Source organism: Pseudomonas extremorientalis (assembly GCF_024584605.1).
Classification (GTDB): domain Bacteria; phylum Pseudomonadota; class Gammaproteobacteria; order Pseudomonadales; family Pseudomonadaceae; genus Aquipseudomonas; species Aquipseudomonas extremorientalis.
Genome location: NZ_CP089519.1, coordinates 4,558,551 through 4,571,416 on the forward strand (window position 1 = coordinate 4,558,551; position 12,866 = coordinate 4,571,416).

7 protein-coding genes are annotated in these 12,866 nt (G+C 62.6%); all 7 read right to left on the reverse strand.

Going from position 1 to position 12,866, the window contains the following annotated elements; genetic code table 11:
• Window positions 1-11: 11 nt before the first annotated feature.
• Window positions 12-7,790, reverse strand: a complete 7,779-nt coding sequence (locus tag LUU92_RS20440; RefSeq protein ID WP_257102569.1) for a hemagglutinin repeat-containing protein — start codon at window positions 7,788-7,790, stop codon at window positions 12-14.
• 24 nt (window positions 7,791-7,814) lie between these two features.
• A complete protein-coding gene (locus LUU92_RS20445; protein ID WP_071489807.1) occupies window positions 7,815-8,336 on the reverse strand; it encodes a toxin-activating lysine-acyltransferase in 522 nt (173 codons plus the stop codon).
• 11 nt (window positions 8,337-8,347) lie between these two features.
• Window positions 8,348-10,093: a ShlB/FhaC/HecB family hemolysin secretion/activation protein gene (locus tag LUU92_RS20450; RefSeq protein ID WP_257102570.1), complete on the reverse strand. Its 1,746-nt coding sequence runs from the start codon at window positions 10,091-10,093 to the stop codon at window positions 8,348-8,350.
• 254 nt (window positions 10,094-10,347) lie between these two features.
• Window positions 10,348-10,740 (reverse strand): DUF2802 domain-containing protein, encoded by a 393-nt coding sequence (locus LUU92_RS20455; RefSeq protein ID WP_071489809.1) that lies wholly within the window; start codon window positions 10,738-10,740, stop codon window positions 10,348-10,350.
• On the reverse strand, window positions 10,741-11,223 hold the full coding sequence (locus LUU92_RS20460; RefSeq protein ID WP_010564003.1) for a chemotaxis protein CheW: 483 nt from the start codon (window positions 11,221-11,223) through the stop codon (window positions 10,741-10,743).
• Between the two features lie 53 nt (window positions 11,224-11,276).
• Window positions 11,277-12,053: a CheW domain-containing protein gene (locus LUU92_RS20465; RefSeq protein WP_222540176.1), complete on the reverse strand. Its 777-nt coding sequence runs from the start codon at window positions 12,051-12,053 to the stop codon at window positions 11,277-11,279.
• Window positions 12,053-12,841 carry a ParA family protein gene (locus LUU92_RS20470; protein WP_016976611.1) on the reverse strand — a complete coding sequence of 263 codons (789 nt, stop codon included), beginning with the start codon at window positions 12,839-12,841 and terminating at the stop codon, window positions 12,053-12,055. Before LUU92_RS20470 ends, LUU92_RS20465 begins: the two co-directional genes overlap by 1 nt.
• Between the last annotated feature and the right edge of the window lie 25 nt (window positions 12,842-12,866).

Consider the following 12,866-nt stretch of genomic DNA (forward strand, 5'->3'; position numbering starts at 1 on the left):
ATTCGGATTCCTCATGATTGCGGGACCTTGACGAACTCTGGCTTGCCCGTGGGGGAGTGGCTCCAGTATTTGCGGCACGCTTCTCCGCCATTGGCGTAGCAGTTATGCACGGTGTTCTCAGCACCAAATACCTTCAACCACTCCCACAAGCGATTACTGCCATCGGGAATGTTGCCGCCAGTCCCCGGGTTGAACCCTACGCCCGGTGTGCGGGCAACGGGGTCGAAATCATGGTTCTGATACTGCAAGATCAACCCGTCGCGCTGTTCCGCCGAGGTGATTTTTGTACGGTCCTGCAATATCCCCAATAGCGTATCGGCCTTTTTCACCCCATACGCCGCCCCGAAGAAGTTCATCGATGTATCACCCAACAGCCCAACGTTCGCTTGATCACGTACCAACGACTCCATGGCATTGCCCGTGGTCATGGTGCCACGGCTATGCCCGTCGATATGCAACCCGCTCTGACCGAACTGGACCATGTATTCCTTGGTCTGCACCGTCGCGTTGGACAGGCCCCAGAAATCGTTTTCCAGGTTCTTCTGATACGCCGCGATCATCAACTCCGACGTGAAGTTGTTGGCCTTCTCGAAATGGATCAGATACTGCGGCCCAGTGTCGGCCGAACTGTGTTGCTCGGCATATTTGGCGGCACCGTCGGCGTCGTTGAAAATGCCGTTGTTGGCGATATGTACCTTGCCGTCCGGGCCAGGCTTGAGGTGCTGCTTTTCTTCGTCGCTCAACTCGCGGTACTGAACCTTCTTGCCATCGAGCAGCAGTGCCTTGCCATTCTCGTCCTTCAAGACCTCATACACCCGCGCCTTCTCGATAAAGATCTTGCGATACGCCTCATCCGCCAGCAGCGACACCTGGTTGTAGAACTCACGCTTGATCTCCTGCTCTGCCTCGACCTTGCGCCCCATCTCCGCCACGTCCAGGCGCTCCACGGCAGCATGGGCAGCCTCGGTATTGCGGTTGAGGTTGGCAATCGTCTGGTCGACGCTCATGCCCGCCACCACGCGCTGGCGCTCGGCATTGGTGATGACCAGGGTGCCAGCGCTGATCGCGCTGCGGGTGTCGCTGGAGTCGGAATCGGAGTCCGAGCCGTTGGCGAGGCTGTTGGCGAGCAGCGCCTTGGCCGTGCCGAGCTTGCCGTCGAGCATGTCCGAATTGAGTTCCACCCCGGAAGTCTTGACGCTGGCTTCGGACACGTTATGGATGTCGGCCACGGTCAATGTGCCGGTGGTCAGGTTGTTCTTGCCGTCGGTAATGGCCTTGTCGGAACTGGCGATCACGCCGCCCTTGAGGTCGGTGTTGCCACGCACGTTGAGGTCGAAACCACCGTCGCCGGCGCGGATGCCCGATTGCTCGATGACGCTGGCGAAGTTGGACTTCTGCTGGGTATTGCTGGAGCTGAAGCTGGCCGTCGCCGCACCCGCGCACACCGGCGGGATGCAGATGCTGATGCCGGCACTCATGCTCTTCTGTTTGGAGGCAAATGTGCTGGTGTCTTGCAGGCTCTCGATGTTCAGGTCGCCGCCGACATCGGCCTTGACCTTGTCGGCCGAGACCACCGCTCCGCGCAGGGTGGTGTCCTTGCCGGAGATCAGGCTGGCCTGGTTGCCTGCTGTCACGTGGGTGTTGCTCCACACCAGGTCGTTGCCATCGGCATTGCCGCGGCTCTGGGAGGCTGAAGCGTTGAAACTCAGGCCGTTTTTCTCGCTGCCGAAAGAGATACCAATCCCCAGGCTGCCGTTCACGCTCTTATTGGTGCTGTGCTGCTCGATGGTGTTCTGCGCACCCGCCAACAGGATATTGCCGTCGGCCTTGAGCAACGCATCGTTGCCGGCAGTGATCTGGCTGCCCTGCACGGTCAGGTCGTTGTTGCGCTTGCCGCCGGTAGCCACAATCGACACATCGTGCCCCGCCGCCACCGTCGAGCCGGCCGCTGTGTTGGAAGTCTGCTCGCTTTTGTTCTCGCTCTTGTTCATGCCCAGGGCGATGCTCAAGTTGATCCCGCCCGCCGCTGCCGGGTCGGCCATCACCTGGGTATGCGCTTCGCTGGCGGCCCACGCGGTGTTCAGCGCGGCGAGGGTTTTCATGCGCTTGTCGTCGGTGCGCTCGGCGGCCTTGTTCATGCGCTGGCCGGTTTGCACCGCGTTCACGACCGGGTTGGTCAGGGTCAGGCTCACGCCGGTCTGCTTGAAGCGCTGCTCCTGCTGCTGCGCGGCGAGGTTGCGCGCTTCGAGGATATTGACCTCGGATGCGTCAATCGACACATCACCCTTGGGCGCACTCACATTGCTGCCAACCTGGCGGTATTCGCCGCCCGCGCTGATCAGCACATTGCCGTCGGTGGACCCGACGTTGCTGGCGGCGGCCGTGGTCTGCTGGCTGCTGTCCTTGTTGGTCTGCTGCTGCGAGCCGATGGTGACGGCAATCGCGCCGCCGCTGAACATGCCGCTGGTCTTCACGTCCTTGGTGTGTTTCTCGTCGAGCGTCTCGGTACCCGCCAATACCTTGATGTCATTGCCCGCCACCAGCGCCGTGCCCGAGGTCGAGACCACGTTGCTGCCGGTGAGGGTGATGTTGTTGCCCGCCTGCACCACCGCTTGCTCGCCGCTGAAGGTCGAGCCTTGCGCGGTGGTCTGGGCGACCGTATCGCGGGTGGTGGTGGTCTTGCTGGAGAACAGGCCGTTGCTGCCCTTGACCTTGTGCGCCTCGTCCGCACTGTTGAAGCGCTCGCCGGCCTCGACGTTGATGTCGCGCACCGCGCTGACCGACACCGCGCCCGCGTCACTGTTGACCAGCGCACCGCGTGCCTGCACGTCACGCCCGGCGCCCAGGCGGATATCGCCGTTGGCCTGCACCGAACTGCCGACCTCATTGCGCCCGGCTTCCTTGCGCCAGTTGTCGCCGTCCCACTGGTTGGCCTGGGTGTAGGACTCTTTCACGGTGCTCAAGGTGACGTCGTTGCCCGCCACCAGCGCGGTCTTGCCGCCCACGCCGGTGTTGCTGACCTGAGCCGCTTGCAGGTTGATGTCATTGCCCGCCGTGGCAATCAGGTTCGCCGCCGGGGCCGACACGTACAGCCCGGCCACCCGCGACAACGCGGTGCGGGTGCCCTGCTCGCTGGCGCTGTCGGTGGTGATCGAGCGCACGTTGATGTCATTGCCGGCGCTCAACGCCAGGCGACTGTTGGCGCTGATCAGGCCGCCGATGTTGTTCAGGTCCTGGCTGGCATTGAGCGACACCTCGTTGCCCTGGATGCGGCCGCCGAGATTGTTGAGGTTCTGCACGCTGATGGTCACACCGTCGCGCCCGGCCAGGCTGCCCGAGTTGACCAGGTCACCGCGCACATCCAGATTCAAGGTGCGCCCGGCCATCAACGCGCCCGAGCCGTCCACATCGCCTTCGCGAACCCGCACATACACTTGCGGCACAAGCACCTGGCGCACTTCGCCGCTGGCCAGGGTGACGTCCCTGGACACCAGCCACACGATGTCGCTGGTCAACTGCGCCATTTGCCCGGCGGTCAGCGCCACGCCCGGGATCAGTTTCCACTGCTCGGCCAGGGTGACGGCGTTGTCGATCATGCCGCGATATTGCGCTTCGTCGCTGGCGTAACCATCGACAAACCGGCGCCCCGTGAGTTGCGCGACTTGTTCGCGGATCAGCTTCTGCTCGTAGAAGCCGTCGCCCAACCGTTGCTGGGTGGCGGCCGGATCGAGGTTCAGGCGGTCGAGCATATAGTCCGACGACAACCACCGACCGTAATTGGTAAAACGCGGATCCGTCTCCACCAGATAGCCAGCCGTACTGTTGGGGTTGGTGCGGAACAGGCTGCTGTCCGGCAGGTCGGGGTTGAACCCGCCGGTACGGATCTGCTCCACCGCGCCTGCACCGTTCTGTTGGGTCAATGCCTGCACCTGGCTGATCGGGCTGACGGTGTGGGTTCTGCCCGCACCGGCAAGCTCACCGGTACCGCGGGTGGTATCGCCGACGTTGGCCATTACCCGCGCACCCACCTGTGTGCCGCTGCCATTGATGGTCGCGTATTCGGTAAATACCGTCGGTCTGAGGGCGATCTGCTCGATCAAGGGCGCAGGCTTATAAGCCGTGACGCTGGTCCCCTGGCGATCACGCCCCTTGCGTTGGATGCGATAGAAGTTGGTCAGGGTACCACTGTCGGTGGTAATCCGTTCGCCGGTCACTTCGGTGTTGTCCACACGGCCCACACTGGCCGTCAGGGCCTGGCCGGCGATGATCCGGCTTTTGTCGTTGAGCAGGTGGTCGGCAGTCAGGTTGATGGCGCCACCCGCGAGCATTTGCCCAGGGTCGGAACTGACGATCCGGGTCTCGGTCACCGCGCGGTCGTAGTTATAGAAGTTCCAACGATCCTTGCGCCCCTCCGGGGTCACCAGGTACTGCACCTCATCCTTGTAGGTCGAGATCTGCGAAGGCGTATAGCGGTTGGTCGAGCCCGACAGTTGGTATTCCTGCAGTGCCTCATTGGAGACGAGTACCCGCTCGGTGGCGAAATGTTCATTGGTGTTGCTGATGAGCCGGGCATTGGCACTCAGGCTGCCCAGCGCTTCAATCGTGGCGCTGGCATTGCTCAGCGCCTGGGCCTGGCCGGTGGCGTGGTCATCGACATCCAGTGTGCTACCGATCACCAGGTCGCCGGCACTGAAGATCAAGCCGTGCTCACGGTTATCGAGAGTCTGGCTGGCGATATCCAGGCGGTTGCGCGCGGCGATGGTGGCTGCCGTCGAACCTTCCACGCTGTTCATGACGTTGGTGGCGGCAATCGACAAGTGATCACCGTATATACGCCCCGTGCCGAGGTTGTTCAGGTTCGCGGCGCTCAGGCGCGTGGCCTCGCCGTCGATCAGGCCACGGTTGTCGAGTTGATTGAGCGCATTGACCCGGACCCGGCGGGCACTGATCGAACCGCTGGCGGTGTTGTCGAGTGCGCTGGCGTTGAGCAGCAACCCATCGCCCGCCTGGAAACTACCCTGGTTGGTCAAAAGCCCAGCCGTTTCTACAGACAGGTTGCCATTGGCCTGGAACAGGCCGGTGTTGACGAAATCATGGCTCAGCTTGAACGCCAGGTCTCTCAGGCTCAGGGCTTTACCGCTGCCACTGTAGCTGGCGCTGTCGACCTGCAGCGACTGGCCCGCAATCAGCGTGCCCGTGCCGTTATTCAAGGCCTGGCGCTTCTGCGCAAGGTCGCGGTCAGTCACGCTCAGCACGCTGCCGGCCGAGATAATGCCCTGGTCGTTATCCAGCGCACCGCTGCCCGTGATGCTCAACGCCGCATCGGCAACCAGCGAGCCGCCTCGGTTATCGAGGGTATCGACGTTCATCTCGACGCCCAGGCCCTTGATGCCCTGGTTGGCGCCCTGGGTCGAACGGTTATCCGCACTGGCGGCAGTCAGCAACAGATGACCATCGGCACGCAACAGACCCGACTGGTTGCTCACCTGTCCGGCGTCAACAGCCAGACTGCCGGCGCTACCGATAAACCCTTGGTCATTGATCAACTGGCCGGTACGCACCGTGACGTCACGCTGCCCAAGAATGCCGCCGGTGCTACCGGAATTGCGGTTGCTGAGTTGCTGGCCATGGGTATCCACCCACAGGTTCGACTTGGCTTGCACGATGCCGCCGTCGTTGTTCAGTACACCACTATCGAGTGTCAGCGTATCGCTGGCGTCGAGGGTGCCCTGGGCGTTGTCCAGTCGCTGGCCTTGCGTATCCAGCAGCAGTTGGGCCCCCGTGATGACGCCGCCTGTGTTGTTCAAACCTTGTGCGTTGAGGGTCAAGGCTTTGGCGGCCTCAAGGCGGCCGCCACGGTTATCGAGCACGGCAGCATCGCTGTCGAGGATCAGGTCGCCCGCCACCGAGCCCAGGGTGCCGCCCTGGTTCAACAGGCTGTTGGCCCTGACTGTCAGGGTTTGGACGGCGGCGACGGTGCCCTTGGCGTTGTTCAATTGTGCGGCGTTGATATCCAGCACAGCGCCCGCCGTGACCTGCCCGCGCTGGTTATCGAGGTTGCCGCCGTTGAGGGATAGATTCGCGGCGGTCACCAGCTTGCCGTTGCTGTTATCCAGCGCATCCTGTGCCGTTATGTACAGGTCACCGCCATCACCGGACTGCACCAGGCCATCCGCGTTGCCCAGGGTCTTGGCGCTCACATCAAGGCGACCACCGCTGGACAGGATGCCGCCATGGTTGTCCAGATTGCGCGCGAGGGTCACCCGCATGCCCGCCTTGCCGGTCTGCACCCACTTACCGGCGACGTTGGACATATCCATGGCGACGATGCCGATTTGCGCCGCGCCCACCTGTGCAGCATCGCTGAACAAGGTTTGACTGGCATTGGCCGTCAGCGATTGAGCGGCGGTGACGTGGCTGCGGCGCAGGTCCAGATGGCCAGCGGTGCTGTTCAGTTCGACCGTGCCAGCCGATGTCTGGCTGTCACTCAGGTCGACCTGGGCGGCAGTGGCCTTCATGGTTTGCGCCGCCAGGTTCTGGCCCTTGGCCGTGAGGGTGCCGGCCGCCGTCAGGGTCAGCGAACCGCTGCTGCCCAATTTACCCGTGCTGTCTACACCTGCGGCGAGTGCAGAGCCGGCATCGCTGCGAATCGCCGAATTCGCGCCTTTGGCGCTCAGGCGGGTATCGCCCTGGGCAGACACGATGCCCTTGTTGTCGATATTGCCCGCCGTCTCCAAGGCCAGGTTACCCTGGGCGAACAGCGTGCCGTTGTTATCGATGCCTTTGTCGGCCTGAGCGGTCAGGTGCGTGGCGCTGCTGATCTGGCCCTGGTTCTCGATACGCCCATCGCTGCCGATGACCACTTCACCGGCACTGGAACCAATCTGTCCGGCATTGCGTACACCGACACCAGCGCCGGTGCCTACCAGGGTGATCTTGCCGGCGTACATGCCCCCCAACTGTGCCACGTCGATGGCCACGGCGGGGGCGTCGGCCGGGTTCTGGCCTGCTGCGCCGGTCTTGATAGTCAAGTCTTTGGACCAGATGCCCGCGTTCACTTCGACCGTGCGCGCGATGATCTCGGTGTAGTCGGCGCGAGTGGCGTCAAGGCCCGCGCCGCCGATGCTGACCTTTCCCCCAGAGACTTGATAGCCGGTAATCAAACCGTTCTCGAACTGCGCCCGCCCGGTAGTCAGCGTCGCGCGGTCAGCGTTGATAAAACCGCAGCCATCGCAGGCGATTCCGGAGGGGTTGGCAATCACTACCTGGGCCTTGGAACCCGCCACTTCGACAAAACCGCGCAACTGGCTGGGGTTGCTCGAATTGACCTCGTTGAGAATCACCCGTGCGCTGCCGTTGGCCAGCGCGCGGTTGCCTTCGACCCAGCCGCCCAGTTGGGTCTGGCTGTTGGTGACGGCGTTATTGAGGATCACGCCGCGCTTGTCGACGTCGAACTGCTGGTAAGTGTTGCGCGATACGCCTGCCCCGCTTGGCGTGGTGATGTTGACCACAGGCGCCCCGTTGCCCGCCGCGCCGATGCTCGGGCGTTGGCCTGCGGGGGCCGAACCGTCAGCCACAACCTGGGCCTGGGCCGGCATGACCAGCGCAACCCAGCCCATGCCCACCATCAGCGCAAAGCGCAAGGGCGTGAGTGTGGCCACGGCACCGCCGGCCCGGCCAACGCTACCCGTGGTGCCGGGTGCCTTGCTGGCACTCTTGACGTTTTCCGCCACGACCATCAACAGGCCGCGAGCCTTGTTAAACACAATTCGATATAGCTGCTTATTCATGCAAATCCCTTGCGCGGTGGCTGATCAGAGCGCGTGAAGAGGTAACGGGTGGCTGGCAAACCAGGCTTGCGCCTCCAGGTCGAGCACGGCGATGCCCTGGAAATCGATGACGCGCAAACCGCGTTCTTCGCCCTTGTGGTACAGCGCACGGAAGATCCTTCCAGGCCACAGGCGACGGCGCAGCAAACTGCTGACGCGCCGGGTGTGACCAAACGGCGCGACCCAGTCGTTGATCCACAGGCGGTCGCCACTGTCCCAGTCCGCCGCCGGCAGGCACACCGCAGGTTCGCGCAGATAGCGCGCCTCGGCCTCGGCACTGAGGTTCAACCACGACATGAAAAACACCGGCTGCCCGGCTTCACTGATCAAGATGAACTGGCGCCGCTTGATCGCCGGCAACAACAAGGTCGACAGGCTGTGCAACGGCGCATCGCGATGGGCCGCCGAGTGCATCCACAGCCACACCGCCGAGCCCAGCACCTGGGCTTCGTCGATGGCGCTGTCGGCGCGCTCGGGAGCAAGCACCTCCAAGGTGTCGTGATGCATGCTGGGCTCCTTCAAAACGACCAGTTGGCGCTGAAGCCACTGGTCACGTCGGCGGTCTGGAAGCCCTTGGGTTTTTCCAGGGGTTTGCCGGTGTAAATGTCATAGGAAAATTGTTTGTAGCCCCCGCGCAGGCCCACCACCGCACCAGCCAGGCGCCGGCCCGAAAGGTACTGGGTGGAATGCCCGCCGACTTCGCCGTAATCCACGCCCAGGTACAGTTCCTGGCCGGTGTTGGCCAGGCTCAGGCCCAGGTCGTTGCTGAACGTCCAGCCGCGTTCGGCCGACAGGATCTGCTCGCCGTCGAAGCCGCGCACGGTGTAGCGCCCGCCAATTGAAAAGCGGTCCTGGGGGATCAACGGTGTACGGTTCCACTGCCCGCGCCAGCCAGCGACGTAACGCAGACGTTGATCCGACAGGGTGAACGGCACCTGCAATTGCGCGTTGGCGGTGATGATCTGCGAACGCGAGGTGCCTTCGCCGTTTTCCTCTTCAGGCGCACGCAGCGCATCACGGGCACCGGTGCCACGGCGATAACCGACACCGAGGTCGAGGGTGTTGGCGCCGATGAATTCACGGTGATTGATCCCGGCCTGCCAACCGGCCATGCGGCGACGTTGCAGTTCGATTTCGGTGTCTTCGATGTAGTTGCTGGACGTACGACTCCAGCCACCAACCGACACAGTGGTCTTGCGCACCGCGTCGCGGTAGATCACCCGTGACAGCTGCACCTCGTTGGTCCGGCTGCGGCCACTGTAGGAATAGGCCTGGTTCACCCCGGCAATCGTCTGGTGGTAGTCATACTCGCTGGACGTCAGGCTCAGTTGCCAATAGTCGTAGGGCACCGAGTAGTGCACGGTGTGGCCTTTCGAACCACGGTCACCGCTCTGACCGCCGCCCAGGTCGTGGTTGAAACTGATGTAGAACAGGTCATTGAGGGTCGCCAGGTTATCCAGCGACAGAGCGACGTTGCCCTGATACTTGCCGGTCTGCTTGCTGCCGGAGTCATCCACCGACAGGCTCACGCGTACTGGAATCGCCTGCTTCCAGGCAATCACGACATCACTCTCCCCCGGCTGTGCATCCGCGCCCTCGGCTGGCGTGATCTGCACATCGGCTTCGGCGGTGGGCACGCGTTTGAAGTTTTCCAGCGCCTGTTCGATGTCGCGCAGGTTGAGCACATCGCCAGGCGACGCGGGCATGGCGTTCCAATAGTTGGCGCGCGTGGAGGTGCCCTGTGCAAAACGGATGTGCTTGATGCGTCCGGGCACCAGCACCAGCGCCAGCGTGCCCTGGTTCAAGTCCTGGGGCTGGGCGAGGACGCGAGTGGTGATGAAGCCCTTGGCGATGATCGCGTTCTGGATGCGCTTCATCGTCAGGTTGATCCCGGCGGAGCCGACGCATTGCCCCTGCACCGGATCGTCGCTCGGGTTGGCGGCACGCAAGGCCCACTGGAAATCTTCGGACTGGTCGCCGCCAAGGACCACACGGTCGATCTTGAAGCACGGCGTTTCATTGCGCGGCAGACGCAGAGTGCCGGAGCTGTCTTGCGGAGTTTCGAGACGGACGTCGGGGGACGGTTCCAACTGCTCGCGCTGGGCACGTTCACGTTGTTGTTGCAGGAGCAATTGCTGGGCGGGCGCTTGAGGCTCAGCGGCCAGTGTCGCTGCACTGGCAAGCAAACCGACAAGGGAGCAGGTGGCGACGCAAGACTGCAGCAAAACAGAGGGTTTTGTTCTAGGTAAAGCGTCGAAAGACATTTCGCATCCTTGTGAGTGAAACTTCCTACATGCGCAGGTTGGTCACCACAAAGACATAAAAGTGCCATCAGGGTGTATGGCCCTGTGACACATTTCGCAAAAAAAGACCGCCCTGGACACCTTCATTTTTTTCTTGAAGGCTCTACTTCAAGGCTTTTAGGGTATCTCAGCGAATTTGCCAACAATTCGTTTTTGTACTGTTTTGTTGTAGAAGGGCTCAGCCCCCTGCAAGTTGATGGCGGTACGACCAGACATCAGCTCTTGTGCAGCTTGCTCATCAACTGCGCCTCAGCCTGGGTCAAGCCGCAAGACTGCGTCAATTCATCCACCGTAGCCCCCATGCCCACCAGCTTCGCCGCCTGGGCAAACGAAAGGCTCGAAGGGTCGCGTTGCTCGATCTGCGCCAGCTTGTCCGGCAACGGCGCAAGAATGGCGCGCAATTCGTGCACCTCATCCCCCACCCTCACCGCACTCTGCTGGTAATGATCGACCCGCTTGACCAACTCCAGGATGCGGCGGTCACGCACCGCATCACGCTCGGCCTGTTGCAACAACAGTTCGCGCTGCTGGCTCACATGGCGCAGCAGAAATGCCAACGTCCCGGCCCACAACAGGGCCAGGACGATCACCGCAGCCTCAAGGAACAATCAGATACTCTCCAGTTCCGACCACTCTTCTTCGCTCATCATCTTGTCCAGCTCAACCAGAATCAGCAGTTCGCCGTTCTTGTTGCACACGCCCTGGATGAACTTGGCGGACTCTTCGTTACCCACGTTCGGCGCAGTTTCCACTTCCGATTGGCGCAGGTAGACCACTTCGGCCACGCTGTCGACCATGATCCCGACCACTTGCTTGTCGGCCTCGATGATGACGATACGCGTGTTGTCGTTGACCTCGGTCGGTACCAGGCCGAAACGCTGGCGGGTGTCGATCACCGTCACCACGTTGCCGCGCAGGTTGATGATGCCCAGCACGTAGCTCGGCGCACCCGGTACCGGGGCGATTTCGGTGTAGCGCAGCACTTCCTGCACGCGCATCACGTTAATGCCGTAGGACTCGTTGTCCAGTTTGAAGGTTACCCATTGCAGGATCGGATCATCCAAACCTTGTGCGGACGCTGACTTGTTCATACCCCTGACCCCTTCAAGATTGGCCACGCACCAGCGTGGACCTTATTGTTCAATCAACTGCGTTTAGTAACCGGCATCGTTTTGACGGCACCACTGGCGATCAACTCGGCCAGTTCGGCGACGTCGAGCAACGCGCACATGTGTTCGATCACGGTGCCCGCCAGCCAAGGCCGTTGGCCCCGGTGGCTGCGCCATTTGATTTCGTTCGGGTCCAGGCGCAACGAGCGGCTGACTTGATGCACCGCCAGCCCCCACTCGTAGCCCTGCACCGAGATCACGTATTGTAAGCCCTGGCGGAAGTCGTCGCGGTAGCGGTCGGGCATGACCCAGCGCGCGGTATCCAGCACCTTCAGGTTGCCGGCCTGGCTCGGCAGGATGCCGAGGAACCACTCCGGCTGCCCGAACAGCGGCGTCAGTTCCTGACCTTCCAGGGAATAGATCGAGCCCAGGCACACCAGCGGCACCGCCAGCGTCAAGCCGGCGACGTCGAACAACAGGCATTCGAACGGCTCGGCGGCCCAGCTCGGGCGATCATCACCGGTGACCGGCGGCGGTGTGATGCTCGGCGGCAGGTGCACTTCCACCACCGGCTCGACCACTGCCGGGATCGCCACGGCCGGCATAATCGGCACCACGACCTGCGCATCCCGGGCTTGTTCTTCCAACACCGCCAACTGGAATTCATCCAGCGCGGCTTCTGGCTCGACAGCAGGCTCCAGTACCAGGATCGGTTCCGGCATGGCTTCCTCGGTCGCGTCCTGCAGCAGGGCATCCAGGTAGGATTCCAGTGCCAGTTGCGGCCGGGTCTTGAGTTCGACGGGACGGTTCATCACGCCACCTGCGCCACAAGCTGCTGGGACAGCAGGTGTTTGAGCAACGCGCGGTAGGCCAGTACGCCACGGCTTTTCGGGTCGAACTGCGACGGCGCCAGGCCGGCGCGGCTGGCGTCACGCAGGCGCGTGTCCACCGGGATATAGCCGTTCCAGATGGTGTCAGGGTAGGCATCGCGCAATACGCGCAGGGTGCCGAGGGACGCCTGGGTGCGGCGGTCGAACAGGGTCGGCACGATACTGAACGGCAGCGCCTGTTTGCGCGAGCGGTTGATCATCGCCAGGGTGCTGACCATGCGCTCCAGGCCTTTGACGGCCAAATGCTCGGTCTGCACCGGGATCACCAGTTGCTGGCTGGCCGCCAGGGCGTTGACCATCAGCACGCCGAGCAACGGCGGGCTGTCGATGATCGCGTAGTCGAAGTCCTGCCACAGTTGCGCCAGGGTCTTGGCGATCACCAGGCCCAGGCCGCTCTGCCCCGGCGACTGGCGCTCCAGGGTGGCCAGCGCGGTGCTGGACGGCAGCAGCGAAATGCTTTCGTTACTGGTGGGCAACAACAGTTGCCCGGGCAGATCGGCCGGCACACTGCCTTTGTGCAGGAACAGGTCGTAGTTGCTGTGTTCCAGCGCATCCGGGTCGTAGCCGAAATAGCTGGTCATGGAGCCGTGAGGGTCCAGGTCCACCACGACCACACGCTTGCCCGCCTCGGCCAGCAAGCCGGCTAAGGCGATGGAGGTGGTGGTCTTGCCGACTCCACCTTTTTGATTGGCAACTGCCCAGACTCTCATTCGGTTGGTTCCTCCCGGCAGGCAC

Excerpts from the sequence above, each read along its gene's own strand:
- LUU92_RS20450 (WP_257102570.1), bottom strand. The coding sequence starts at position 10,093 with ATGTCTTTCGACGCTTTACCTAGAACAAAACCCTCTGTTTTGCTGCAG.
- LUU92_RS20460 (WP_010564003.1), bottom strand. The coding sequence starts at position 11,223 with ATGAACAAGTCAGCGTCCGCACAAGGTTTGGATGATCCGATCCTGCAA.
- LUU92_RS20445 (WP_071489807.1), bottom strand. The coding sequence starts at position 8,336 with ATGCATCACGACACCTTGGAGGTGCTTGCTCCCGAGCGCGCCGACAGC.
- LUU92_RS20470 (WP_016976611.1), bottom strand. The coding sequence starts at position 12,841 with ATGAGAGTCTGGGCAGTTGCCAATCAAAAAGGTGGAGTCGGCAAGACC.
- LUU92_RS20465 (WP_222540176.1), bottom strand. The coding sequence starts at position 12,053 with ATGAACCGTCCCGTCGAACTCAAGACCCGGCCGCAACTGGCACTGGAA.
- LUU92_RS20440 (WP_257102569.1), bottom strand. The coding sequence starts at position 7,790 with ATGAATAAGCAGCTATATCGAATTGTGTTTAACAAGGCTCGCGGCCTG.